The sequence below is a fragment of the Pseudomonas sp. TH04 genome (assembly GCF_016651355.1).
In the GTDB taxonomy this organism is placed as follows: domain Bacteria; phylum Pseudomonadota; class Gammaproteobacteria; order Pseudomonadales; family Pseudomonadaceae; genus Aquipseudomonas; species Aquipseudomonas fluorescens.
This window is the reverse complement of sequence record NZ_JAEKEA010000001.1, coordinates 655,294-679,869: the sequence shown is the minus strand read 5'-3', so window position 1 is coordinate 679,869 and position 24,576 is coordinate 655,294. Positions and strand designations below refer to the sequence as shown.

The following is a 24,576-nucleotide window of genomic DNA, read 5'->3' as shown; positions in this document are numbered from 1 at the left end:
TCACAAAACCAGCGCCGTATAGTCCGCGTAGGCGGCGCGCATCACTTGCCACGTGGACGCGTCAGCCGGAATCAGGTGCTCGATACGCAGTGAGGTGAGGGTGATGTCCTGAGGCATGCCGAAGGTGGTGAAGGTCGACAGAAAGTTCAGCTCGCCGTCGGGTGAGCGGATACGCGTCAGCACCAATGGCGGCATATGTTCGGGCGGTTCGGTGTTGGCGGGCGTCGGCAGACTTGCTAATAACCGCGCCAATTCAGGATTGCCCAGCGCCTCACGGCTGGCGCGTTGCCAGGCGAGCGTTCGGATCTCTTCGGCGTTGATCAGGTGGTCGCCCAAGCCGCCGGTTTGCAGCAGCGTGGTCAGCAGGTTCAACCCGTCTGCCGCATCCGGTTCAAGCCCCACCCGTTCAAACAGAACGCCGGTACTGGCATTCGCCGCCAGCACTTGCCACTCGCTGCCCAACAGAATCGCCGGGGCCGGGTTATTGGCGTGCAACACATGGCTGACGGCTTCGCGAATCGCGGCCATGGCCGGTGAGGCGAGTGGGGTGGCGGTGTAGCGTGGCGCGTAACCGGCGGCGAGGAACACGCGATTGCACTGCTCAAGCGGCACATCCAGCGCGGTCAATAAATTGTGCAGCGTGCCCGGGCTCGGCTTGGCGCGGCCGGTTTCGAGGTAACTGAGGTGGCGTTGCGAAACCCCGGTGATCAAGGCCAGGTCCAGTTGGCTCAGCTTGGCGTGGCGACGCAGTTGGCGCAGCTGTTCGCCGGCAGTGGTGTCCATGGCGGGTTCATAACCTGTGAGGTCATTGCGAGGGCCAAGACCTTATCACTATCGTGCGCTTCATTCACTTCAAGGACGAGACCATGCACAGACCCTCTATTGCCCTGGTCGGGTTAGTTGGATTTTCACTCTATACGCTGGCGACGATGCTCACCGCCGAGCAATCACTGTTGGCTTTTGGGCGGCAATTGATGTCGCGGCCGGACACCGCGCAGGTGGTGATCGACCTGTACCTGATGGCAGTGCTGGCGTGTATATGGATGTATCGGGATGCGCGTGGGCGCGGGCGGTCAGTGGTGTCTGTGCTGCCGTATTTCGCGCTGACGGCAGTCTTTGTTTCGGTGGGGCCGTTGCTTTATATCGTCGTTAATGGGGCCCGCGATGAATGACCTGCTGGCTATCTACGCAGGCTGCGTGCTGGTGTTGTGCCTGAAAATGTTTGCAATTTCCTGCTACCAGGGTTTTTGGCGGATTCGGCGGCGGGCGTTCACTCATCGTGAAGATGCGGCGTTCTTCGGGCGCAGGGTGCAGCCCCGGGAATTGTCGCAAGTCGCCAGGGCGCAACGGGCATGGGCCAATGACCTGGAAAACATCCCGCTGTTTTTTGTGTTGGGTGGATTGTGCGTGGCGCTGGGCAGTTCCCCGGGTGTCACGGGCTGGCTATTTGGCCTGTTTACTCTGGCCCGATTGGCGCACACGGTGACGTATCTGGCAGGGCTGCAGCCCTGGCGCACGCTGGCCTATGCAGTGGGTGTTGCCTGCCTCTTCGGGCTCGCTGCCCAGGTGGTCTTGAGGTTGGGATGAAATCCCTTTGGCTGAGCGAGCTTAGGGTGGCGAGCAGACTTGCCACACAAACAACCTGCCATAGGCAAGGGCTCAAGGGTTTAGCTGCGCCTGGTCATTGTCTTTGGCGATCAGCTGATAAGGCGTGGTCGGCGCAGTGTGGCGGTGCATTACGACCTCTCGCCGAAAGCGCCGGTGCGGTCCACCAGCCGCATGCTGTCCCGCCCGCCGCGCTTGGTTTCGTAGAGTGTGGCGTCACTTTGTTCGATCAGGGCCGATAAGTTCAGCGGCGGCTGGTCGAACAGGTCCGCGCCTATGCTCAAGGTCACCGGTACCGGCGTACTGAAGGTCTGCGCGGCGAGTTGCTGGAACTGTTCGCGCAGTCGGCTGCCGAGGTCGACGATCTGCGCAGTCGAGGCCTGATTCAGCAGGATTACAAACTCATCGCCACCCAGGCGTGCCGCCAACGCGCCCTGGGGCACCACGGCGCGAATCATTTCGCTCAGGGCGACCAACAAGCGGTCACCGGCGGTATGCCCATAGAGGTCGTTGACCAGCTTGAAATTGTCAATGTCGATCAACAATACAGCGCCCGGCTGGGCGCGTGAGACCTGGGCCAGCAGGCGCGGTGCCTGCAAGTCCAGGGCGCGCCGGTTGAACAGTGCCGTCAGTGGGTCGCGGGCTGCAAGGCGGGCAATCTGCTGCTCGCGGCGGTAGCGTTCGGAGCCGGTCATCGACAGCGCGATCAGCATGATCGCCATCGCACCTTCCACCAGGGACACCTGGATGATTTCGCCCTTGAAGGCCGCCAGGTCAATCAGTGTGCCGGGGATCATCACTGACAACGCTTTGGCCACATAAAACGCGCCATGGATCAGCAGCACATAGCGCAACTGCACCGCGCCGATGCTGAGTGATTTGCCGTGCGGGCGCAGCAGAAAGCTGGCGCGCAGGGTCGGCACTGCCACCAGCAGCGACTGCACCGCCAGCATGGCTTTGGACCATGGCAGCTCGACCGGCAGCATCAGCATCCCCAGCCACACCAGCAGCATCAACAGCCATAGCGGTGAAAGGCGCGCCTGGGTAAAACGCGCCACGCCGAGCAGGAACAAAAAGTGCGCGGTCACCAGCAAGCCGTTGGCGAACCAGATGCCGATCATCAACAGGCCACTGCCGCGTAGCAACGCCAGGGTAGAGCCGACGCTGATGGTCGCAAAACCTGCAGCCCAGAACAGCAGGGAAGATTCGCGCACGCTGCGCCATTCAATGGCCAGGTACAACGCGGCAGCGGCGGCCAACGCGATGGTCAGAGTCAGAATCGTAGGAGGGTCGAGCGTCATGTCGTGCCGGGCTGCCTGGGTGTGCGCTTAAAAATCGGGATTGTAAGCGCACACGCAGGTTTTTCAGAGCATTCTGGGTAATGGCACACAGCCAGCCGATGATCGGCCGGTCAGACGCCTTTGGTCGAGGGCAGCAAGATCGTGAGGATGCCCGCCAGTGGCAGAAACGAGCAGATCTTGTAGACGTACTCGATGCCATGGTTATCGGCGAGCAAGCCCAGCAATGCGGCGCCAATCCCGCTGAAACCGAACATCAGGCCGAAGAAGATCCCGGCGATCATCCCGACATTGCCCGGCACCAGTTCCTGGGCGAAGACCACGATGGCGGAGAAGGCCGAGGCGATGATAAAGCCGATCACCACGCTGAGCACGGCGGTCCAGAACAGGTCGACATAAGGCAGCGCCAGGGTGAAGGGCGCGGCGCCGAGGATCGAGAACCAGATGACTTTCTTGCGGCCGATCTTGTCGCCGATAGGGCCACCGGCAAAGGTGCCGACCGCTACCGCGCCAAGGAACAGGAACAGGTACATCTGCGAACTGGACACCGACAGCTGGAACTTCTCGATCAGGTAGAAGGTGAAGTAGCTGGTCAGGCTGGTCATGTAGAAGTACTTGGAGAACACCAGCAGCGCCAGCACCACCAGGGCAAACGTCACGCGGCCTTTGGACAAGCCGTGTGTGGCTTTACCGCCTTGCTTGAGCTTGAACAGGTTGAGGTGGTGGCGGTACCAGCGGCTCAAGCCATACAGCACCAGAATCGCAAACACCGCGAACAGCCCGAACCAGGCGATGTGGCTTTGGCCGTAGGGAATGATGATCGCCGCGGCGAGCAACGGGCCGAAAGCGCTGCCGGTGTTGCCGCCGACCTGGAAGGTCGATTGCGCCAGGCCGTAGCGGCCGCCGGAGGCCAGACGGGCCACGCGGGAGGTTTCCGGGTGAAAGGTCGACGAGCCGACGCCGACCAGCGCCGCCGCCAGCAATATCGCCGGGAACGTGCCGACAAACGCCAGCATCAGAATGCCGATCAGGGTGCACACCATGCCCGCCGGCAGCAGCCAGGGTTTGGGATGGCGGTCGGTGTGGTAGCCGATCCAGGGTTGCAGCAGGGAGGCGGTCAGTTGGAAGGTGAGGGTAATCAGGCCCACCTGGGTGAAGCTCAGCCCGTAATTGGCCTTGAGCATCGGGTAAATCGACGGCAGCACGGCCTGGATCAGGTCATTGATCATGTGCGCCAGGGCGCAGGCGCCGAGAACGCGCATGACCAGCGGGCTTATTTGGGGCGCAGTGGTTGCAGCGGCGGGTGACGCGGTCAGGGTCGACATGCAGGCATTCCATACAAGGCAGCGAACAGGGGCAGCCAGTACGATGCCGGCTGTCCATTTCTAATTGTTTCGGCGTTTATGCTAGATTCGACAAAAATGCCTGTCTCACGAAATTCGGGAGGCAACTGTCGCAAAAAGGGCGAAATGATCAAACCACTGGATTTATTTCTGCAGGAGATCGACGAGGGCGACTGGGCTGTCATCAGTTCCGCCACTGATTATCCCGAGAATTGGGTGATACCCGAGCATCGCCACGAAAAGCATCAACTGCTGTACGCCATCGAGGGCGTGATGGTGGTGCATTCGGCGCAGAACCAGTGGACCGTGCCGTCCAGTCGCGGCTTCTGGATGCCCAGCGGGCAAGTTCACTCTTTGCGCTGCGTGGGCACACTGAAAATGCGCAGTGTGTTTGTGCGGCCCGATGCCTTCCCGAACCTTCCGACCGAGACCAAGGCGGTGAGTATCTCACCGTTGCTGAGCGAGCTGATCAAGGCGTCGGTGAGTTTGAAGCCACCGTATGCCGAGGATTCGCGTGACGCGAGGATCATGCACCTGATTCTCGATGAGCTGGCGATTCTTCCGGCGTTGCCCCTGTCGCTGCCACAGCCCGCCGACCCACGGATCAACCGCGTTTGCCAGGCGCTGCAACACGACCCTGGCGATGCGTCCACGGTCGCTGATTGGAGTGAGCGCCTCGACCTGGACCAGAAGACCATCCAGCGCCTGTTCCGCAAGGAAACCGGCCTGACCTTCGGCCAGTGGCGCCAACAGGCCAGGTTGCTGCTGGCGCTGGAGCGCATTGCGGTGGGGGAGAAGATTATTGATGTCGCCATCGAGTTGGGCTACGAAAGCCCGAGCGCCTTTACCAGCATGTTCAAGAAACAGTTTGGCAAGACGCCGAGTCAGTTTTTCAGGTAGTGCGCGTTGCCACACGTGCCACCGTAAGCCGACGTGAACTCAGGTAAGCCAGCAGGCCGGCGACACCCAGCAACCCCGCGCTCAGTTCAAAGGTCGCCCGGTAGCCACTCAGGTCGAACACCACACCGCCGAGCGTGGCGCCGCAGGCAATCGCCAACTGGATAATCGCCACCATCAGTCCGCCTCCGGCCTCGGCATCGTCAGGCAGGACCCGCGACAGCCAAGTCCACCAGCCCACCGGCGCGGCGGTGGCAACCAGGCCCCAGACGCCGAGCAACAGCATGGTCGCCGCCGGCGAACTGCCCCATGCCACCAGCGCCAGGGCAATCGCTGCCATCAATAATGGAATGACCGTCAGCGCCTGGTACAGGCGGTTGTTCAGAAAGCGCTCAATCAGGAACGTCCCGGCAAGCCCGGCCAGGCCGAGCACCAGCAACATCAGCGAGAGCATGGGAAGACTGACCTGAGTCACCGTTTCCAGGAACGGGCGCAGGTAAGTGAACAGCATGAACTGGCCCATAAAAAACACACTGGCGGCCAGCATGCCCAGGGCTACGCGGGCATTCTTCATCAGGCGAAACACATTGCGGGTCGTGCGCCTGTCATCGTTCTTCAGCGAAGGCAGGCTCACCAGCAGCCAGGCGCCGGCCACAACGGCGACCGGGATGACGCAAAAGAACGCGCCACGCCAGCCGATCAGCCCGCCCAGAAAGCTGCCCAATGGTGCCGCAATCACCGTCGCCAGCGCGTTACCGCCGTTGACGATCGCCAGCGCGCGCGGCACCTGTGTCAATGGTACCAGGCGCATCGCGGTAGCGGCCGATAATGACCAGAAGCCGCCAATGGCCACGCCGATCAGCGCGCGACCGAGCATGAATGTCAGGTAGTTCGGCGCTAACGCCACCACGGTGCCGGACACGATCATCAGCGCGGTCAGCGCCAGCAGCAGGCGTTTGCGTTCAACCTTCGCCGCAACGGCAGCGATGATCAGGCTGGTGAGCAAGGCGAACAGCCCGGAAACCGAAATGCCCTGGCCAGCCTGGCCTTCCGAGATGTGCAAGTCGCTCGCCAGCGGCGTGAGCAGGCTTACGGGCATGAATTCAGAGGCCACCAGCGCGAATGCCGCCAGTGACATCGCGAACACGGCACCCCAGCTGTGCGTATGAGTGTTAGCGGACATTACTTCAAGTTACCTTTGAAAAAGCGGGTGAGCGTGGCGAATGGGATCAGGTCGACGCGGTCGTACAGATCCACATGGCCGGCACCCGGGATAATCACCAATTCCTTGGGCTCGGCCGCACGCCGGTAGGCGTCTTCGCTGAACTCGCGGGAGTGGGCGTTAGCGCCGGTAATCAACAGCAGCGGGCGCGGGGAGAGCGTCTCGATGTCGTTGAACGGGTAGAAATTCATGAACTTCACGTTGCTGGTCAGCGTCGGCCGGGTGGTCGTTTGCGGCGACGCACCGGCCGGGGTAAATTCGCCGCGCGGGGTGCGGTAGAAGTCGAAGAACTCATCACCCACCGCATCGCCGGTGAGGGTCAACGGGGTACCGCCGGTGTAGGCGGTGTCACCCCCCTGGAATTCCACATAGCGCTGGTTGGCCGCCTGCAGAAGCAGTTGTTGGCGTTGCGCCAGCGTTACCCCATGCTTGAGGCCGTTGCGATTGGCCGCCCCCATGTCATACATGCTGACCGTGGCGATCGCCTTGAGGCGTGGGTCGATCTTGGCGGCGGCGATGGCGAAGCTGCCACTGCCACAGATGCCGAGAATGCCGATGCGTTCACGGTCCACCGGTGGGCGAGTACCGAGGTAATCCACGGCAGCGCTGAAGGCTTCGGTGTAGAGGTCGGGCAGCACCGCGTTGCGCGGCTGGCCTGCGCTTTCACCCCAGAACGGCAGGTCGAGTGACAGGGTGACGAAGCCTTGTTCGGCCATTTTTGTCGCGTAGAGGTTGGCGCTCTGTTCTTTAACGGCGCCCATCGGGTGGCCGACGATGATTGCGGCGTGTTTTGAGCCCGAGGCAAGGCCCTTGGGGGTGAACAGATTGCCCGCAACGAGCATGCCGTATTGGTTGTTGAAGGTGACTTTTTGTACCGTCACCTTGTCGCTTGTGTAGAAGTTGTCAGCACCGTTGGACATATCGGCTCCCAATGAAGAAAAAGACGTGACCAGCACACACAGGGCAAGCAAGAGGCGTTTCATGCAGTGATCCTTGAGGAGGTTGGTGCACTCATTTTCCCGCTGGGGGTGGGGCTTCTGTAGTGCGTTCCACTGGATTACTTGCCTGATCCTCTGAGTCTTGCCACCTGCCGAGGACGCTCAGGTGCGACCCGAGGTAAAGTTCACTGAAGACCGGACAGAGCCCGTTATGAACATCACTCCATCGCCCCTGGACGCGCTGATCCAGGCCATTGGTTCGCGGGTTTCAACGCCCGGCGACTACCCCATGCCCATTCCCGGCCTGGGTTTTTATCGGCGTGAGCAGCCGGCGACGCCGGTGGTGTGCATGGTCGAGCCCTGCGTCGTGTTGGTCGCTCAGGGCGAGAAGCAGCTGTGGGTCGGTGGCGAGGGTTACCCGTACGACCCGTCGCGATTTCTGCTGACCTCGCTGGACATTCCCGCCAATTCAGAGGTGCTCGCCGCCAGCCCAGGAAAACCTTGCCTGGGGCTGACCTTCAAGCTGGACCTGCGCATCCTGGCCGAGTTGATCGCCCAGCGTGAGGTGCCGCCGACCCGTCAACGGGCGGTGATGAAAGGGGTTGGCATCGGCACTGTCACCGAAGGCATGCTGGCGGCGTTTGCACGCCTGGTTGCGTTGCTGGATGAGCCTGAGGCGATAGCGGTGCTCGCGCCCTTGATTCAGCGCGAGATCCACTACCGGCTGTTGCAGAGCGATCAAGCCGGTCGACTGCGCCAGATCTGCGCCGTGGACGGGCAGGGCTATCGGATTGCCAAGGCGATCGATTGGCTGAAGCTCAATTACGACGCGCCGTTGCGCGTGGAGGATTTGGCGGCACGCGTGCAAATGAGCGCAGCGACCTTTCACCATCACTTTCGCCAGCTGACGGCGATGAGCCCGTTGCAGTATCAGAAGTGGTTACGCCTGAACGAGGCGCGGCGCTTGATGTTGAATGAGCATCAGGATGTCTCCAGCGCCGCGTTCAAGGTCGGTTATGAAAGCCCGTCACAGTTCAGTCGCGAGTACAGCCGACTGTTCGGTGCGCCGCCCAAGCGTGACATGTCCACGCTGCGCGGCAAAATCACTGATCAGCCGCGGTCAAATTAGCGAAGAAAATACAGCCAATCAGCCGCGCAAACAGGCTGAGCGTTTCCGGCAGGTTGGGGTCGTCGAATAGCATCGACTGCGAATCCAGCGCACACAGCGCGCCGAACAGCCGGCCGTCGGGCAGGAAGATCGGCGCGCCGGCGTAGCTCTCGATGGCGTATTGCTTGACCACCGGGCGCGTGGCAAAGCGTCCGTTCTGGCTGACTTTGGGGATGAACAGGGTTTGCGGGTTGATGCAGAACTCACTGCACAAGGTGGTTTCCAGGTCGAGTACGTCATCGACATGAATGCCCATGTGCAGCGGGTCATGGGCCGCACACACCACCCATTCCAGGTCGGTGAATTTGGCGATCCCGGCGAAGCGCATGCCGGTCAGGCGGGTGACCAGTTGCAGAATGCTGGTGGTGGCTTCGATTTCGGCGATGGCCGCGCGTTCAGCGGCGCTGAGTAACGAGTGTGCTGCGGTGACGCTTGGAATCATGCTGAGCACTCCAATGGCGTGGTGGCGCGAGCCACCACGCACGGTCCGGTTTAGTTAATGCGCGGATGCTGCTGCACCAGGTTCTGGCGCTTGGCTTCGAGTGCAGCAATTTCGGCGTCGATGTCTTCGATCTTCTGCTCGATATTGTCGTGGTGCTCTTGCAGTATCTCCTTGGCTTCTTCCATGTCCGAGGCTGCCGGCGCCGCGCCGCGCAACGGCTTGTTGGCGGTTTCCTTCATGGTCAGGCCGGTGATCAGGCCGACCACGGCAAACACCATCAGGTAGTAAGCCGGCATGAACAGGTCGTTGGTGCTCTCCACCAGCCAGGCCACTGCGGTCGGGGTCAGGCCGGCGATCAATACCGAAACGTTGAACGCACTCGCCAATGCACTGTAGCGCAGGTGAGTGGGAAACATCGCCGGCAGGGTCGAGGCCATGACGCCGATGTAGAAGTTCAGCACCACGGCCAGGATCAGCAAGCCGGCGAAGATCAAGCCGATCTTGCCGCTGGTAATCAGCATGAACGCCGGGATGGCCAGCAACAGCAGGCCGATGCTGCCGGCGATGATGAAGGGCTTGCGGCCGATCTTGTCGCTGACAAAACCAATGAACGGTTGCACGAAGAGCATGCCGACCATGATCGCGATGATGATCAGCACGCCGCTGTTTTCTTTGTAATGCAGGTTATGCGAGAGGTAACTCGGCATATACGTGAGCAGCATGTAATACGTCACGTTGGTGGCCGCGACGATACCGATGCAGGTCAGCAGGCTGCGCCAGTGCTGGGTGGCGACTTCTTTGAACGATACTTTGGGGCCATGTGTCAGGCCTTCGCGGTCGCCTTGTTCAAGTTTGTCCATGTGCTGCTGGAAGGCCGGGGTTTCTTCCAGTGCATGACGCAGGTACAGGCCGATCATGCCCAGGGGCAGGGCGAGGAAGAACGGCAGACGCCAGCCCCAGGCCTCGAAATCGGCTTCACCGACTATCGTCGAGATCAGCACAACCACACCGGCGCCGAGCACAAAGCCTGCGATGGAGCCGAAGTCCAGCCAGCTGCCGAGGAATCCGCGTTTACGGTCCGGCGCGTATTCGGCGACAAAGATCGAGGCACCGGTGTATTCACCGCCCACCGAGAAACCCTGGGCCATTTTGCACAGCAACAACAGGATCGGCGCCCAGATGCCAATCGACGCGTAACTCGGAATCAGGCCGATGGCGAAGGTGCTCAGGGACATGATCACAATGGTGGCGGCGAGCACTTTCTGCCGTCCGTATTTATCGCCCAGGGCGCCGAAGAACAGGCCGCCCAGGGGGCGAATCAGGAAGGGCACGGAGAAGGTGCCCAAGGCCGCGATCATTTGTACGCTGGGCGATGCGTCCGGGAAGAACACCTTGCCGAGCACATAGGCGACAAAGCCGTAGACGCCGAAGTCGAACCACTCCATGGCGTTGCCCAGTGCGGCGGCGGTGATCGCCTTGCGCACCTTGGCATCGTCGACAATCGTGATGTCTTTTAATCCAATCGGTTTGACGCTTTTCTTACGTAATTTCATGCGGGCCACTCTAAAACTGAACAGGGGAGGTGCCACCGTTGCAATGGCACCGCTCTGTCAGTTCAGATACAAGTCGACACCAAATAATTCACCACTCATTGCGTTTTTTTGCAGATGCATTGAACTTCATGCTTCAAACCAGGAATTATCAGAATGCCCGACAGCGCCCCGAGGCTGGTCTACCGTCAACCATTGCCGAGCGACGTGCAGCGATTGTTCGCGATCTTCGGCGATCCGCAGACCAACCTGTTCAATCCCGCCGGCCCTATGGCCAGCCTTGAGGATGCCCAGCGCTTACTCAACCACTGGCTGCAACAGTGGGCCGCCGAGGGGTACGGCTGGTGGGCGATTGCGCGCATCGAAGCACCGCACCACCTGATTGGCTTTGGCGGTGTAGCGCCGCTCCATTACCTGACCGAGCGGCGCATCAACCTCGGTTATCGTTTTGCCGTCGAGGCCTGGGGGCAGGGCTACGCCACCGAACTGGGGCGTGATGCGCTGGTGCTGGCGTTCGAAACCCTGAATTTTCCCGCGGTGTTCGGGCTGGTGCGACCGGATCACGCAGCCTCGATTCGGGTGCTGGAGAAGCTCGGGCTGAAGCCTTTCGGCCTGCTTGATGACGTACCGGGCAAAGCGCCGAGCCGGGTGTTTCGTATTTGTCATCCTACAACCGTGCCTGGTTGAGTCTTTGCGTATACGCCTGATGCCTCAATAAACCGCAATCTTTCAGATTGACAGCGCGTAGGGAGCCCGCTATAAAAGTTATAGTTGTACGACGACATATGACACTGCGTATGTCCTATCTAACAAAAATAAAAAGTGATGCCATGAATTTGAATGAGCCCCTCAACGCCCATCGCGTCGGCCAGGCCGTCGGCAACTATCGCTGGACCATCTGCGCGATGTTGTTCTTTGCCACCACCGTCAACTACCTCGACCGCCAGGTGCTTAGCCTGTTGGCACCGCAACTGTCGACGCAATTTGGCTGGAGCAATACCGATTACGCCAACATCGCGGCGGTGTTCCAGTTTGTCTATGCGATTTCCATGCTGTTTGCCGGACGGTTTGTCGACAAAATCGGCACCAAGGCGGCCTACGTGGTGGCGATTGCCATTTGGTCCACCGGCGCGATCATGCATGCGTTTTCGGTGCCGATGGGCCAGGGGATCGCGGCGCTCAGCGGTGCAATCGGCCTGGCGGTGATTCCGGTGTCGATTGCCGGCTTTATGCTGTCTCGCGCCATATTGGCAATTGGCGAGGCGGGCAACTTCCCCATCGCGATCAAGGCCACCGCTGAATACTTCCCCAAGAAAGAACGCTCGCTGGCCACCGGTATCTTCAACTCCGGCGCTAACGTCGGCGCAATCCTGGCGCCGATCTGCGTGCCGTTGATTGCCGGCCTGTGGGGCTGGGAAGCCGCGTTTATCGTGATTGGCATGTTGGGGTTTGTCTGGGTGGCGGTGTGGTCGGCGCTTTATCAGAAGCCGGAGCAGCAAAAACGCTTGTCGGCGGCAGAACTGGCCTATATCCGTAGCGACCAGACGGTGCAACCGTTCACCCCGGAGCCTGTGGGGGCCACGGCGAAAAAAGTCTCCTGGTTCAAATTGCTCACTTACCGCCAGACCTGGGCGTTCGCCTTCGGCAAGTTCATGACGGACGGCGTGTGGTGGTTCTTCCTGTTCTGGCTGCCCACCTACCTGGCGGCGCAGTACGGCATGAAAGGCGCGGATATCGTGATGCCGCTCGCCGTGCTGTACAGCATGACCATGGTCGGCAGTATCGGCGGTGGTTGGTTCCCCAGCTACTTTATGGCCCGTGGCGATGCGCCGTATGACGGCCGCATGAAAGCCATGCTGGTGATTGCGCTGTTCCCGTTGGTGGTGCTGCTGGCGCAACCGTTCGGTTACCTCGGCTTCTGGGTGCCGGTGCTGCTGATCGGCGTTGGCGCCTCGGCGCACCAGGCGTGGTCGTGCAACATCTTCACCACCGTGTCGGATATGTTCCCGCAAAAAACCGTGGCCTCCGTGGTCGGTATCGGCGGCATGGCGGGTGGCTTGGGTGGTGTGGTGATGACCAAGATCGGTGGCTGGGTGTTCGACTACTACAAGTCGATCAACGACATTCACACCGGCTACATGATCATGTTTGCGATCTGTGCGCTGGCGTACCTGGTGGCGTGGAGCGTGATGAAAGCGCTGGTGCCACGCCACAAGGAAATCACCGATCTGTAAGCGCTGCCTTCCCGCGCCGGTGACGGCGCGGGAAGGCATTACAGGTCACGGGCCCAGGTTTCGCTGATCAATGCCTTGCCGAAACTCACCGTGGGCTCTTCTTCCTCCAAGGTAAATCCGGCTTTCTGATAGAGCTTGCGTGCGTCGATCAGGGTGTTAACCGTCCACAGCATCATGCGCTGGTAACCGGCGTGGCGGGCAAAACGCAGGCATTCATCGACCAGACGCTGACCAATGCCCATGCCCCGCGCACTGGCATCCACGTAGAGCATGCGCAGCTTGGCCGTGGTCGCGTCATGACGCACCACGAACACCGAGCCGACCACGTCGCCGTCTTTTTCCGCGATCCAGCAGCGCTCGGAGGCCGGGTCAAACTCGCGCAGATACTTGGCGACGATCTCCGCCACCAAGGCTTCAAATTCCCAATTCCAGTTGTACTCGCGGGCATACAGCGCGGATTGTTGCTGCACCACCAGGCCCATGTCGCCCGGTTGCGGGTCGCGCAGCAAATAGCTTGGCGCGCTGCCTTGCAGCAGTGACTGGATGCGTTGCATGGCACCGGTGAGTTGGCGTTGTTGTTGCTCGGGCAAGGCTTCGAGTAACGCGATGACTTCCTGCTGGGTTTTCTGCTCCAGCGGCGCCAGCACCGTTCGGCCGAGGTCGCTTAAGTGCAGTTGCACCGCGCGCGCATCGGTGACGGAGCGGACCTTCTGGATCAGGCCTTGCTTTTCGAACCCGCTGATCAGCCGACTCAGGTAGCCCGGGTCCAGACCCAGCATCTGGCACAGGTCGGCACTGGTCAGGTCACCACGGGAGGACAGCTCGTACATCACGCGGATTTCGGTGAGCGAGTAGTCGCTTTGCAGCAGGTGTTCCTGCAGCACGCCGATCTGGTGGGTGTAAAAACGGTTGAAACCGCGAATGATCGCGGCGCGTTCTACAAGGGGCGTGGCCATGAGGATGCTCGGTTGGTTGCCTGGGGCAATTATATTGTTGCCTCAGGCAACCAAGTCAAAGCCTTTGTTCAGCGGTTGCGCGTCACCCGCCAAACGGTATTGGCCAAGTCATCCGCGATGATCAACGCGCCTTTGGGGTCTACCGTGACGCCCACGGGGCGCCCGCGTGTTTTGCCGTCATCACCACGGAAACCGGTGGCGAAATCGATGGGCTCACCGGCTGGTTTGCCATTGCTGAACGGCACGAAAATCACCTTGTAGCCCACCGGGTTTTCGCGGTTCCAGCTGCCGTGCTCGCCAACAAATACACCTTCGGCGAATTTCTCACCCATTTCTGCCATCGAGAAATCCACCCCAAGTGCCGCAACGTGGGAACCCAGGCTGTAATCCGGCTTGATCGCGGCGGCGACTTTCGCCGGGTTCTGCGGTTGTGCGCGTGGGTCGACGTTCTGGCCCCAGTAGCTGTAGGGCCAGCCGTAGAAGGCGCCCTCACGCACCGAGGTCAGGTAGTCCGGCACGAGGTCCGGGCCGAGTTCATCGCGTTCGTTGACCACCGTCCATAATTGCCCGGAACCCGGCTGAATGGTCAGCGCGGTCGGGTTGCGGATGCCGGTGGCGTAGGGCTTGTGTGCGCCTGTCGCTGCGTCGATCTGCCAGATCATCGCCCGGTCGATTTCCACTTCCATGCCACGCTCGGTGATGTTGCTGTTGGAGCCAATGCCCACATAGAGCTGGCGCCCGTCAGCACTCACCGCCAGGGATTTGGTCCAGTGGTGGTTGATCTGCGCCGGCAGGTCGGTGATTGTGGTGGGCGGGCCACTTGCCTTGGTCTGGCCGTCGGCATAGTCGAAGCGCACCAGCGCGTCCTGGTTGGCAACGTAGAGTTTGCCGTCGGCGAAGGCCAGGCCGTAGGGCGCGTTGAGGTTATCGGCGAACACCGTCTTCAGTTCGTAAGTACCGTCACCATCGGCATCGCGCAGCAGGGTCAGGCGGTTGCCACCCTTGACCTTGGTGTTGCCCTGGGCCTTGATCACGCTGGCGATCACATCCTTGGGCTTGAGCTTGGCCGCGCTGCCGCCACGGCCTTCGGCGACGAGAATGTCGCCGTTGGGCAATACCAGGGTTTGCCGCGGGATGGCCAGGTCAGTGGCAATGGCGGTGACGCTGTAGCCTTCGGGCACTGTGGGTTTTTGCGTGCCCCACGGCGTGGGCTCGGCGATTTTCATGCTCGGCAACAGGCTGCTTTGCTGTTCCGGCAATTTAGGATCGGGGCCACGGGCCTGGGTCTTGTCGCCTTCGCCGCCACAGGCGGTCAATAACAGGGCAGCGCTGAGTAAGGTCAGTGTGTGGGCGGTTTTCATTTGGCGGCTCCTGTGCGCAGTCCGGTCCAGGTCGCGGCAATCGTCAGCACGGTGACGACCACCGATAACACCAGGCCGGTCGGCATGGCGGCGTAGGCGTCCTTGGCATGCTGGAACGCATTGACCAGGCCCAGTACCCATGTCGCCAATAGCAGCAGGGCATACACCACCGGTTGACCCGACTTGCGCTCGGCACGCACCAGATTGACCAGCGCAAACAACAGTGCGAGCCCGCAGAACACCAGCGCACCGGCGATCAGCCAGGAGGCAAAGTTGGCCCATTGAATCTGGTAGGTCTGGGTGTAGGTGATGTCGCTGAGCAGGGCGCCCAGAAACAACGGCACGGTGCCAGCCAGCAGGGTCGCGTGCAGCGGTCCCGGGATTGAGTGGCGGTAGACAGGAAGGGTAGTCATGGTGAGGGCGGCTCCTTGTTGTACAACGCCCCAGGGGTCGGGGCAGCGCATAGGAACGGAGCCTCGCGTTCGTCAGATAGTTCAGGGTATTTCGTGTCCAAATATTATGAGCACACGGTTCAGGTGCAGTCCCCGCGTGTGATTCCACCCAGGCCATCAGCAACCCAACCTGGCACCGCTGGCACTTTATGCGCACTGGTGAGGTCGCTCAGGCCGAAAAAATGCCATGCTTGCGTGCCAGACATAAGGAACCGACGCATGCCCACCCTGCATCTGCTTTGCGGCAAGATCGCCTCCGGAAAATCCACCCTGGCTACAACCCTTGCTGCCGAGCACGCGGCCATCGTCCTCAGCGAGGACCACTGGCTTGCACAGCTTTACCCCGGCGAGATCCGCGCGATTACCGATTACGTAAGCCGTGCCCAGCGCGTTCGCGCAGTACTCGGCCCGTTGGTGATTAACCTGTTGCAGGCCGGGGTCAATGTGGTGCTGGATGTTCCCGCCAATACACTGGCCAATCGCGAATGGCTGCTGGGCCTGGCACAGGCGGCGCAGGTGCCCCATCGCCTGCATTACCTCGAACTGGATGACGCCACCTGCCGTGCTCGCCTGCATGCGCGCAATGCCCGGGGCGAGCATGATTTTACCGCCACCGATGCCGAGTTTGATCTGATCACCCGCCACTTCTGTGCGCCGAGTGAGGCGGAAGGCTTGCTGATTGAGGTGCATCGCCCATGAGTACGGTGACCGGTGTTGATGCCCAGGGCTTTGTGCAAACCGTTGGCGATGCTGCCCTTCAGCCTGAATTCCAGCCCGTGCTGACGGATGTGTGTGCGACCCTTTCGCAGGCCGGGTTGGGGCTGGAGGCGATTTTTGTGTATGGCAGTGTGGCCAGGGGCAACGCCCGCCCGGGTGAGTCGGACCTTGACCTCACGCTGGTAGCCGGCGAGCGGCCGGATGCGCAGGTGCTTGAGTCGTTGGAAGCGCTGCGCCAGGTGCTGGAACAGCGACATCCGATCGTCAGCAAAATCGACTTCGACCTGGGGTATCGCGCCGAAGTGCTGGCGCCTGAGAACACCAACCAATGGGGCTTCTGGCTCAAGCATCATTGCCGTTGTGTGTGGGGCGATGACCTCTCTGTGCAGTTCGAACGATTCAGGCCTTCGCGGGAAATTGCCCTGGCCTTGAATGCTGACTTCGAACCCGTGTTGAGCACTTATCTTGCGCGCATCACGCGCGCCGCGACTGAGGCAGAGCGTCTTCGCTTGCAGCGAGAGGCGGCACGCCGGGTGATTCGGGCCACTCACACGTTGCGCGCCGATGACGCCTCAGGCTGGCCGCATACCCTGGAAGAACATGTTGCGTTGTTCGTGCAACATTACCCGAGCATGCGCATCCAGATCGCGTATTTCCTGTTTGAGGCGCGCAACCCCAGTGCCGAGCGCGAAGCGTTTACCACGCGCCTGCAAGCCTTGGTCACCTGGATGGTTTCACAGCAGGCTTAGGTCGCTTGGTGGGCGTGCAACGCCCTGTTCGATGCGCCACGCCGATGATCGTCCTTGATCAACGGGTGCATGACGTCAGGACTTGAACCGCCCCACCAAGCCATTCAACTCTTCCGACAGTTTGGCCAACTGCCCCGAATCATCCTGGGCGGAATTGGCCAGGCTTTCCACCAGCCGCGCCTCGTCATAAATCTGCTGGATATGCCGGTTGATTTCCTCGGCGACGCTGTGTTGTTCCTCGGCGGCGGCGGAAATCTGCAGGTTCTGGTCGCGGATTTCATTCACCGACAACTGGATGCCCTCAAAACTGTCCCGCGCGTTTTCGATGGACGACACACTGGCCCGCGACAGGTCCATGCAGCTGTTCATCTTCTGCGTGACTTCCTCGGTCTTGCTGCCGAGGGTGCCGAGCAGTTGTTCGATTTCGCCGGTGGAATCGGAGGTGCGCTTGGCCAGCGCCCGCACTTCATCCGCCACCACGGCGAACCCACGGCCTTGATCGCCGGCCCGGGCGGCTTCAATGGCGGCGTTGAGCGCCAGCAGGTTGGTCTGTTCGGCGATCGCGCGAATGGTGCCGAGGATCTGGTTGATGCTGCGGCTGCCGGCTTCCAGTTCGACCATGGCCTGGGACGACTCGGTCAACCGCCGGCCCAGGCGATTAACGTTGTCGGTGGTGACTTCGATTTGCTGCTTGCCCTCGGCCACGCGGCGATGGCCGTTCTCGGCCGATTCCGCCGCACCGCTGCACGAACGCGCCACTTCGTTGGCGGTGGCGACCATCTCGTTGAAGGCCGTGGATACCAACTCCACCGCCTCACGCTGACGCCCGGCGGCTTCGTTCATGTTGTGCGCCACTTGGCTGTTGACCCGTGACGCGTCCTGCAAGTTGGTGGAGGCCGCACCGATGTGCTGGATCAGCTGACGGATCGCGGTGAGAAACTTGTTGAACCAGCCGGCCAGCTCGGCGGTTTCATCCTTGCCTTGTACGTGCAGCTCATGGCGCAAGTCGCCTTCACCCTCGGCGATGGACTGCAAGCCGGTACTGACCTGGCCGATCGGTTTAACGATCACCTTGGAAAACGCCGCGGCGATCAAGCCGAAAATCAGCACCAGTACCGCCACGATCACCGTGGTCAGGTAGGTCATGCGCGTGGCTGTGGCCATCACTTCGTTGTATTCGATCAACCCGACATACCGCCAGCCGAGGCCCGGCGAGGTCCACACGTTGGCCATATAGCGCACGCCATCGATCACCACTTCGGTCGAGCCCTGGGGTGTGTCCGCCAACTGCGCATAGGGCACGCCGAGGTCTTTGAGCGGCTTGAAGTTGTGCGCGGCGTTACGCGGGTCGACCAGCACCACGCCATCCTCGATCAACATCACGTAGCCGCTCTCGCCGAGCTTGATGCTTTTGAGCAATTCGGTGAGGTTTTTTAATGACACGCTGACCACGAACACGCCTTTGGCTTTGCCGGCAGCGTCGAGAAGCGCCCGCGCAGTACCGACCAGCGCCACGTCATCTTTGTCGTAATAGTAAGCGGGCGTACGCACGGTCTTGCCGGGGGAGGCCATCGCGGCCTTGTACCACGGGCGGGCGCGCGGGTCGTACTTGGCCAGCTGTGGGTCGTCGGGCCATTTGGCGTAGGTGCCGTCTTCCAGGCCAATCGACAGAATCGCCGCCGACGGGTGCGTGGCGCCGAACCGGGCAAACTGGTCGATCACCTGTTGCGCCTGCGCCGGCATCGGTTGGCTGGCAGCATTGGCCGGTTGGTAATCCTTCAGCGTGTTCACGGAAGTGTATACAGGATCAGCGGACATTTGATCGACGTTCTGCATCGTGCCATCGAAAAACTGGCGGATGTTGCCATCGATCTGGCGTATTTCGCGGGTGCTGCCATCAATGAACTGCTCAACGGCCTCGGTCCGTGTGTTCACCACAGAGATCACTGCAACCACGCTGACGGGGATAAAAGCAACGGATACAAACGCGAGCACCAGCTTATTTTTTATTTTCATCGAGACGACCATCAGCGGGGAGGGCGGCCAAATCGTCGACTCGCGGGCGAGGTACGGCGATTTGCTATCACTGCTGTTTCGGCGCGTGCCCGGAAAATCTTTAGCGATATTTTGTGTACAACAAAAATTGTTTTTGTTGTGTAAGTTCACTAGGTCATTCAGCGCGGTTTCGCTGTGCTGGAGCGCAACAGAGGCGGCCCGTAACAGCGGTTATCAACGCCAGGCTCATGTAAGCTCGGCGTGCAAGCGCCGGCAGGAAGATTGCCCAGCGACTGAGTTAACCCGCAATGGAAGCAGGTCCATGATGAAGAGAAATAAACTGGTCCCGGAGTTGATGGTGACCGATCTGAACAAGAGCCTGGCGTTCTGGGTCACGTACCTGGGGTTCAAGGTTGCCTATCAACGTCTGGAAGACGGCTTCGCCTATCTCGACCTGGATGGCGCCCAGGTGATGCTTGAGCAGGTCGACCCCCAGGCCAATCAATGGCTGACCGCTGCGTTGGATCGCCCGTTTGGGCGCGGTATCAACTTGCAGATTGATGTCACGGCGGTACGCCCGGTGATTCAACGGCTTGAGACCGCTGGCTATGCGTTGTTCAAGGCCAGCCAGGACGTGTGGTACCGGGCGGGCGAGGTCGAAGTGGGGCAGCGCGAGTTTCTGGTGCAGGACCCGGACGGCTATTTGGTGAGGCTGGTCGAGCGGCTTGGCGAACGCGTATGTAAGGCTTTTGAAGGAGGAATCACGTCCCATGCGTGAGCGAAAAGCCGCTCGGCTGCTGGTTATCAGCCCTTCGCGAAAGGTGCTTCTTTTCAGGTTCGTGCATAAAGAGGGGGCGCTGGCCGGCAGAAATTACTGGGCGACACCCGGCGGCGGTGTTGAAGCGGGAGAGACCTTCCAGGCGGCTGCACTCCGCGAGTTGCGTGAAGAGACCGGCATTGTGGTCAGCGCTGTGCAAGCGCCGGTGGCAGACCGCCGGTTTTCGCTGATGTTACCCAGTGGCGAAACCGTGTTAGCCATTGAGCAGTATTTTGTTGTTCATGCGCAAAACGAAGTCCTTTCCCGAGACGAATGGACGGTGCAGGAAGCCCAGGTCATGGCGGATCATCACTGGTGGTCCGCTGACGAGTTGCAATCGACGACGGATACGGTATGGCCGCAGGCACTTGTCGAGATGCTGGTCACCGCTGGCGTGTTCTGAGCGTTGGGCACTCAAACGACGCTTCGCTTGCCAGCAACCTTGCTCATTTCCCTCTCCCGGCTTGACAGCGGGCCAACAGATCGCCTGTCTCGACAACCGTGGCGTAATCCATCGCCAGGTTACTCAGCGACAGCGCATGCACGTCCTCGGCGGGCCAAAGGCGGCCGGACAAGTCGGTTTGATCAAACGTGTAGCAGGCATCCGCCGCGACTATCACCTCAAAGCCCAGGTTGCCGCCGGAGCGTGCCGTAGACTCGACAGAATTATTGGTGATCACCCCAACGACCACCAATTGTTTAATCGCACGGACCTGCAGCCAGCGCTCCAGGCCTGTGGCCGTGAACGCATCCGGAACGTTTTTTTCCAGCACGTGCTCCTGCTTGAGCGGTGCGAGTGCGGGCTGGAATTCACAGCCCGGCTGGCCGGGCCAAAAGACCGAACCCGGCGAGCGAGACATATGCCGGACATGCACGATGGGGCGTTGCGCCTGCCGCCACGCGTGCAGCAGCTGCTGAATCTGCAACTCGGCCTGCGGATTGTTGCGTCGCCCCAGCTTGGGATCGCGCATGCCCTGTTGCATGTCGATGATGATCAGCGCGGCGTTGCTGTCTAACGGTTCCATGGCGCATTCCTGGGCTGGCGAGGAGCGAAACATAGCAGCGATTGCCGGTGCGATGGAATGCGCCGTGTGTCAGCGCAGCTTTTCCAGCATCTGGTAGTACCACATGCCCACCGCCAGCATCGGGTTGCCGAACACATCGCCCAGCGGCACCTTGATGTGCTTGCACCCGGCAAAGGTGTCGAACGCTGACAGCGTGCCGGTCAGCGCTTCAGCCATGATCTCGCCCATGATGTGGCTGGTGGCGATGCCGTGTCCGGAGTAGCCCTGGCAGTACCAGACGTTGTCGGAGAGTTTGCCCAACTGCGGGATGCGGTTCATCACAATGCCCATCGCGCAGCTCCACTGGAACTCGATGGCCACGCCTTTGAGTGCCGGGAACGTGCGCTCGATGCACGGGCGCAACTCGGCTGCGATGTCGCGTGAGTCTCGCCCGGAATAATGGGCGCCGCCCCCGAACAGCAGCCGCCCATCACCCGTCAGGCGGTAGTAATCGAGGACGAACCGACAATCGTACACCGCCAAATCCTGCGGGTTGATCTGCTGTGCCAGTTCGCCCAGTGGCGCCGTGGTGACAATCCCGCCCATCGCCGGGAATATCTTGCCTTTGAGTTGCCTGGGTTCCAGTCGGTGGTACACATCGCCGGCCAGCAGCACTTGGCGCGCGTCGATTCGGCCGTGTGCCGTCAGCACGGCGGGGCGCTCGCCATGTACGATTTGCAGTACCTCGGAGTTCTCGAAAATCAACGCGCCGAGGCTGTGTGCCGCGCGTGCTTCGCCCAGGCACAGATTGAGTGGGTGCAGGTGCAGGTTGCGCGTGTTTTTCAGCGCGCCCAGGTACAGCGTGCTGTCCAGGTGCTGCCGCACCGCCGTCTGATCGAGCAGGCTGACGTGCTCGCCCATGCCGCGCCGTAGTGCTTCAGCGTGAAAGGCGCGCAGTTCGGTCAGGTGCGAGGGTTTCATCGCTGCATGCAGGTGACCGTGCTTGAGGTCGCAGGCAATCGCGTATCTGTTGACCCGCTGCTCGATGATTTCATGGCCGCGCCAGCGCAGGTGCCAGATGAAATCGTCGACCTCATCGCCCAGGCGCTTGCGCATTTGTGCGCGCATGGCTTCGTCACCCGACAGGCTGCCGGTGACTTGCCCGCCATTGCGGCCACTGGCGCCCCAGCCGATACGGTGGGTGTCGACAATCGCCACTTTGAGCCCGCGCTCGGCGAGTTCCACCGCGCTGGCGACACCGGTGAAGCCGCCGCCGATAATCACCACGTCGACGCTGACCTGGCCTTGCAAGGTCGGGTATTGAGTGGTGTCGTTGAGGCTGGCGGTGTAATACGAGGCACTGCGCTGGGCAGCGCCGATGACGGGGCGCATGGCTGCGGTCATGGGGGTGATCCTTCTGATAAATGAATGCCGGCGAGGCGTATTCGACTTCAATCAGAGGCGGGTGTCGGGCGGGCGCGCATGGCGGCAATGCCACAGCGCCCAGAAGGCCAGGATGATATGGACCAGAGGGTTTTCGCAGGGGCGCGCCTGCACCTTCGGGAAGGAAGGCAGTAGGTGACCACGGATCAAGCGCAGGAGCGAAATCATGGGCACCGATGCTCCCATCGTGTATCGGTGCGATCAATCGTCGTTTGTGAACCTTCAGTTATAAATGGGTTAAACAATCAGGGTGGATTGAGCGACTTCACGTAGGCGCAAAACATCGCCGCCATGCCGTCGGCGTAAACCTCAATCTCGGCGGCGCTGCGTGGGCTGCCGGAATATTCCTTACCCACGCAAGTGAGGGTGCCGAGGATCAGCTCGCACGCCAGTGCGCGGCTGGCCGGTGGTGCGTCGGGCAGCAATTGCAGCATGAAGTCTTCAAAGGCGCGCTGGCCGGCTGCACGTACTTGCGCGGCTTCGGGCGCGTCGCGGTACAGCGGCGCGGCGTCATTCAGCGCCACGCGCATCAGCGCTTCCTCGCACTCCGAATGGATAAAGGCATGCACCAGGGTGCGCAGGCGCGTCAGCGCTGGCACCTCGGTTTCATCGAGAATGTCGCGCAGCATCTGTGTGGTCTGCTGCCACTCATCACTCTGCAGCCGGAACAGGATTGCGGCCTTGTTGGGGAAGTATTGGTACACCGAACCGACACTCACACCGGCCTTTTCCGCCACCCGTGCGGTGGTGAAACGGGAGGCACCTTCCTTGGCCAAAACCTGAATAGCCGCTTCAAGGATCGCCGCTACCAGCTCGGTGGAGCGCGCCTGTTGTGGCTGTTTGCGTGAGGAAATACGCGGTGTCTGGCGGGTTGTCATGCTGGGCTCCGGCAGCGGGGCGAACGCGAATAGCGAAGGCGATGAATCACTCGCATACTTTTAATGCGACGAATTAATCGCATTCTAGTCCCGACCACACGGAAATCCATCATGACCACCCTGACTACTGCGCCCTTGGCGCCCTTGATCGAACGCCTCTACCAACAAGCGGGCGCTGCCACCAGCCCGAGCCTGAACGGCGTCAGCGACGAAGAGCGCGACCGCCTGATGCACAGCAAAACCGACTACGTGGCGCTCTACACGATGCTTAAGGATTTGTGGCTGCCGGTTTCCCTCGACACCGGCAACCTGCTCTACCTGCTCGCGCGCAGCACCCAAGCAAAGGCTATCGTCGAGTTCGGCACGTCGTTCGGCCTGTCCACGTTGTTCCTGGCCGCCGCCCTGCGTGACAACGGCGGTGGAGTGTTGATCGGCAGCGAGTTCGAGCCGTCGAAGATTGCCCTGGCCCGTGAGCATTTCATCGCAGGCGGCGTGAGTGATCTGATCGAAATCCGAGAAGGGGATGCGCTGGTCACGTTGGCCACGCACCTGCCGGAAGTGGTCGACCTGCTGCTGCTCGACGGTGCCAAGGCGCTGTATGGCGAGGTGCTGAACTGCGTGGAAAAACACTTGCGGCCCGGTGCGCTGGTGGTGGCTGACAACACCAACTACTGCCCGGAATACCTGGCCCATGTGCGCTCGCCGCAGAACGGCTACCTGTCGGTGCCGTTTGCCGATGACATCGAGCTGTCGATCCGCCTGTGCTGACGGCCCGCCGCGTTCAGCGTTTGCTGAACGCCAAGCGCGCGGCAAACAACACAAAGACCATGCCAGTGGTGCGGTCCAGCCACTGGATGACGTTCTCCCGACGCAGCAAACCCGACAGGGGACGGGTGGCCGCAATCAACGCCAGCGACCACGCCAGGCCGAGCACCACGTGAATGCTCACCAGACCGAAGGTCCAGGCAATCAACGCATGCCCTTGGGGGATGAATTGCGGCAGGAACGACACGTAGAAAATCCCCACCTTGGGGTTCAACACATTGCCCAGCATGCCCTTCAGAAACCAGTTGCCACCCGGCTTGCCGTCGGCCTCGGCGGGTGACAGTGAACGGCGCGGGCGCAGCAGCATGTTCAACCCCAGCCACGCCAGGTACGCCGCGCCGCAATACTTGAGCAGGTTGTACGCCAGCTCCGACACCGCGATCAACGCGCCCAGCCCAAAGGCCACGGCCGCGCCCCACAACAAACAGCCGGCGTTGATGCCCAGCGTGGCATGCAGCGCCTGGCGTTTGCCTTCGACCGTGGCGGTGCGTAATACCAATGCGGTATCAAGCCCGGGTGTCAGTGTGAGCACGGTGGCGGCGAAGGTGAAGGCGAGGAGGTTATCGGCGATGGACATGGGCGAATGTCTTTAATCAGAGGTGGATGGACGTTAGCACCGATCGGCAGGCAATTCTGAAAACCCTGAGACTTCCCGCTGAAAATCCTCATAATAGCGGCCAAT

The 24,576-nt window shown here is 61.0% G+C and carries 27 protein-coding genes and 1 pseudogene; 11 read left to right on the top strand and 17 right to left on the bottom strand.

What is annotated here, in order from left to right:
* Entirely contained in the window at window positions 1-783 is a 783-nt protein-coding gene (locus JFT85_RS03035) for a helix-turn-helix domain-containing protein (RefSeq protein WP_201229180.1), read from the bottom strand.
* Window positions 784-866: 83 nt separating this feature from the next.
* Between JFT85_RS03035 and JFT85_RS03030 the strand changes: the two genes are divergently transcribed.
* Together JFT85_RS03030 and JFT85_RS03025 are read left to right on the top strand one after the other, a co-directional pair.
* The gene (locus JFT85_RS03030) at window positions 867-1,172 is read left to right on the top strand and encodes a DUF2834 domain-containing protein (RefSeq protein ID WP_053255825.1); all 306 of its coding nucleotides are present in this window, start codon (window positions 867-869) and stop codon (window positions 1,170-1,172) included.
* Entirely contained in the window at window positions 1,165-1,587 is a 423-nt protein-coding gene (locus tag JFT85_RS03025) for an MAPEG family protein (RefSeq protein WP_053255826.1), read from the top strand. The genes JFT85_RS03030 and JFT85_RS03025 overlap by 8 nt, the downstream gene beginning before the upstream one ends.
* A 149-nt stretch (window positions 1,588-1,736) precedes the next feature.
* Here the strand turns inward: JFT85_RS03025 and JFT85_RS03020 are convergent, their stop codons facing one another.
* Window positions 1,737-2,906 (bottom strand): GGDEF domain-containing protein, encoded by a 1,170-nt coding sequence (locus JFT85_RS03020; protein ID WP_201229178.1) that lies wholly within the window; start codon window positions 2,904-2,906, stop codon window positions 1,737-1,739.
* A gap of 110 nt (window positions 2,907-3,016) precedes the next feature.
* The gene (locus tag JFT85_RS03015; protein ID WP_201229176.1) at window positions 3,017-4,228 is read right to left on the bottom strand and encodes an MFS transporter; all 1,212 of its coding nucleotides are present in this window, start codon (window positions 4,226-4,228) and stop codon (window positions 3,017-3,019) included.
* 96 nt (window positions 4,229-4,324) lie between these two features.
* On the opposite strand from JFT85_RS03015, the gene JFT85_RS03010 reads away from it, so the two are divergent.
* A complete protein-coding gene (locus tag JFT85_RS03010) occupies window positions 4,325-5,146 on the top strand; it encodes an AraC family transcriptional regulator (protein ID WP_053255829.1) in 822 nt (273 codons plus the stop codon).
* Here JFT85_RS03010 and JFT85_RS03005 read toward each other — a convergent pair.
* Together JFT85_RS03005 and JFT85_RS03000 are read right to left on the bottom strand one after the other, a co-directional pair.
* Complete coding sequence (locus tag JFT85_RS03005; protein WP_201229174.1) at window positions 5,139-6,326, bottom strand: MFS transporter; 1,188 nt, start codon at window positions 6,324-6,326, stop codon at window positions 5,139-5,141. The genes JFT85_RS03010 and JFT85_RS03005 overlap by 8 nt on opposite strands.
* Window positions 6,326-7,348: an alpha/beta hydrolase gene (locus tag JFT85_RS03000; RefSeq protein WP_201229172.1), complete on the bottom strand. Its 1,023-nt coding sequence runs from the start codon at window positions 7,346-7,348 to the stop codon at window positions 6,326-6,328. The genes JFT85_RS03005 and JFT85_RS03000 overlap by 1 nt, the downstream gene beginning before the upstream one ends.
* 166 nt (window positions 7,349-7,514) lie before the next feature.
* Here JFT85_RS03000 and JFT85_RS02995 point away from each other — a divergent pair, with 166 nt between their 5' ends.
* A complete protein-coding gene (locus JFT85_RS02995) occupies window positions 7,515-8,432 on the top strand; it encodes an AraC family transcriptional regulator (protein WP_201229170.1) in 918 nt (305 codons plus the stop codon).
* Here the strand turns inward: JFT85_RS02995 and JFT85_RS02990 are convergent.
* The gene (locus tag JFT85_RS02990) at window positions 8,407-8,913 is read right to left on the bottom strand and encodes a GAF domain-containing protein (RefSeq protein ID WP_169875499.1); all 507 of its coding nucleotides are present in this window, start codon (window positions 8,911-8,913) and stop codon (window positions 8,407-8,409) included. The genes JFT85_RS02995 and JFT85_RS02990 overlap by 26 nt on opposite strands.
* A gap of 50 nt (window positions 8,914-8,963) precedes the next feature.
* The gene (gene proP, locus JFT85_RS02985) at window positions 8,964-10,466 is read right to left on the bottom strand and encodes a glycine betaine/L-proline transporter ProP (protein ID WP_053255834.1); all 1,503 of its coding nucleotides are present in this window, start codon (window positions 10,464-10,466) and stop codon (window positions 8,964-8,966) included.
* 153 nt (window positions 10,467-10,619) lie between these two features.
* Between proP and JFT85_RS02980 the strand changes: the two genes are divergently transcribed.
* Together JFT85_RS02980 and JFT85_RS02975 are read left to right on the top strand one after the other, a co-directional pair.
* Window positions 10,620-11,150 (top strand): GNAT family N-acetyltransferase, encoded by a 531-nt coding sequence (locus JFT85_RS02980; RefSeq protein WP_053255835.1) that lies wholly within the window; start codon window positions 10,620-10,622, stop codon window positions 11,148-11,150.
* Window positions 11,151-11,293: 143 nt separating this feature from the next.
* Window positions 11,294-12,697: an MFS transporter gene (locus JFT85_RS02975; protein WP_201229168.1), complete on the top strand. Its 1,404-nt coding sequence runs from the start codon at window positions 11,294-11,296 to the stop codon at window positions 12,695-12,697.
* 38 nt (window positions 12,698-12,735) lie between these two features.
* On the opposite strand, the gene JFT85_RS02970 is transcribed toward JFT85_RS02975, so the two are convergent.
* From JFT85_RS02970 to JFT85_RS02960, 3 genes are all read right to left on the bottom strand, one after another.
* Window positions 12,736-13,653, bottom strand: coding sequence for a bifunctional helix-turn-helix transcriptional regulator/GNAT family N-acetyltransferase (locus tag JFT85_RS02970; RefSeq protein ID WP_069553490.1), 918 nt, complete (start codon window positions 13,651-13,653; stop codon window positions 12,736-12,738).
* 68 nt (window positions 13,654-13,721) lie between these two features.
* Window positions 13,722-15,014, bottom strand: coding sequence for a PQQ-dependent sugar dehydrogenase (locus tag JFT85_RS02965; RefSeq protein WP_053255837.1), 1,293 nt, complete (start codon window positions 15,012-15,014; stop codon window positions 13,722-13,724).
* Entirely contained in the window at window positions 15,011-15,427 is a 417-nt protein-coding gene (locus tag JFT85_RS02960) for a DUF2231 domain-containing protein (RefSeq protein ID WP_053255838.1), read from the bottom strand. Before JFT85_RS02960 ends, JFT85_RS02965 begins: the two co-directional genes overlap by 4 nt.
* Window positions 15,428-15,685: 258 nt before the next feature.
* Between JFT85_RS02960 and JFT85_RS02955 the strand changes: the two genes are divergently transcribed.
* Window positions 15,686-16,165: an AAA family ATPase gene (locus JFT85_RS02955; RefSeq protein WP_201229166.1), complete on the top strand. Its 480-nt coding sequence runs from the start codon at window positions 15,686-15,688 to the stop codon at window positions 16,163-16,165.
* The gene (locus tag JFT85_RS02950) at window positions 16,162-16,932 is read left to right on the top strand and encodes a nucleotidyltransferase domain-containing protein (protein ID WP_069553489.1); all 771 of its coding nucleotides are present in this window, start codon (window positions 16,162-16,164) and stop codon (window positions 16,930-16,932) included. The genes JFT85_RS02955 and JFT85_RS02950 overlap by 4 nt, the downstream gene beginning before the upstream one ends.
* A gap of 75 nt (window positions 16,933-17,007) precedes the next feature.
* Here JFT85_RS02950 and JFT85_RS28650 read toward each other — a convergent pair whose 3' ends face one another.
* Together JFT85_RS28650 and JFT85_RS28645 are read right to left on the bottom strand one after the other, a co-directional pair.
* The gene (locus JFT85_RS28650; protein WP_371850842.1) at window positions 17,008-17,775 is read right to left on the bottom strand and encodes a methyl-accepting chemotaxis protein; all 768 of its coding nucleotides are present in this window, start codon (window positions 17,773-17,775) and stop codon (window positions 17,008-17,010) included.
* 87 nt (window positions 17,776-17,862) lie between these two features.
* Window positions 17,863-18,948: pseudogene (locus JFT85_RS28645) on the bottom strand (cache domain-containing protein); the annotation flags it as partial.
* A gap of 301 nt (window positions 18,949-19,249) precedes the next feature.
* On the opposite strand from JFT85_RS28645, the gene JFT85_RS02940 reads away from it, so the two are divergent.
* Both JFT85_RS02940 and JFT85_RS02935 read left to right on the top strand, forming a co-directional pair.
* Window positions 19,250-19,705, top strand: coding sequence for a bleomycin resistance protein (locus tag JFT85_RS02940; RefSeq protein ID WP_053255842.1), 456 nt, complete (start codon window positions 19,250-19,252; stop codon window positions 19,703-19,705).
* Complete coding sequence (locus JFT85_RS02935) at window positions 19,698-20,147, top strand: NUDIX hydrolase (RefSeq protein WP_078828419.1); 450 nt, start codon at window positions 19,698-19,700, stop codon at window positions 20,145-20,147. Before JFT85_RS02940 ends, JFT85_RS02935 begins: the two co-directional genes overlap by 8 nt.
* Window positions 20,148-20,190: 43 nt before the next feature.
* Here the strand turns inward: JFT85_RS02935 and JFT85_RS02930 are convergent, their stop codons facing one another.
* The 4 genes from JFT85_RS02930 to JFT85_RS02915 form a co-directional block, all read right to left on the bottom strand.
* Window positions 20,191-20,769 carry a cysteine hydrolase family protein gene (locus JFT85_RS02930; RefSeq protein WP_073637400.1) on the bottom strand — a complete coding sequence of 193 codons (579 nt, stop codon included), beginning with the start codon at window positions 20,767-20,769 and terminating at the stop codon, window positions 20,191-20,193.
* Between the two features lie 69 nt (window positions 20,770-20,838).
* Window positions 20,839-22,152 (bottom strand): NAD(P)/FAD-dependent oxidoreductase, encoded by a 1,314-nt coding sequence (locus JFT85_RS02925; RefSeq protein ID WP_201229164.1) that lies wholly within the window; start codon window positions 22,150-22,152, stop codon window positions 20,839-20,841.
* A 51-nt stretch (window positions 22,153-22,203) separates the two neighbouring features.
* Window positions 22,204-22,359, bottom strand: a complete 156-nt coding sequence (locus JFT85_RS02920) for a hypothetical protein (RefSeq protein WP_167422766.1) — start codon at window positions 22,357-22,359, stop codon at window positions 22,204-22,206.
* A gap of 77 nt (window positions 22,360-22,436) precedes the next feature.
* Window positions 22,437-23,069 carry a TetR family transcriptional regulator gene (locus JFT85_RS02915; protein ID WP_201229162.1) on the bottom strand — a complete coding sequence of 211 codons (633 nt, stop codon included), beginning with the start codon at window positions 23,067-23,069 and terminating at the stop codon, window positions 22,437-22,439.
* A 111-nt stretch (window positions 23,070-23,180) separates the two neighbouring features.
* Here JFT85_RS02915 and JFT85_RS02910 point away from each other — a divergent pair, with 111 nt between their 5' ends.
* Window positions 23,181-23,837, top strand: a complete 657-nt coding sequence (locus tag JFT85_RS02910; protein ID WP_073637402.1) for an O-methyltransferase — start codon at window positions 23,181-23,183, stop codon at window positions 23,835-23,837.
* Between the two features lie 13 nt (window positions 23,838-23,850).
* Here the strand turns inward: JFT85_RS02910 and JFT85_RS02905 are convergent, their stop codons facing one another.
* Complete coding sequence (locus tag JFT85_RS02905; protein ID WP_053255849.1) at window positions 23,851-24,471, bottom strand: LysE family translocator; 621 nt, start codon at window positions 24,469-24,471, stop codon at window positions 23,851-23,853.
* Window positions 24,472-24,576: the final 105 nt, after the last annotated feature.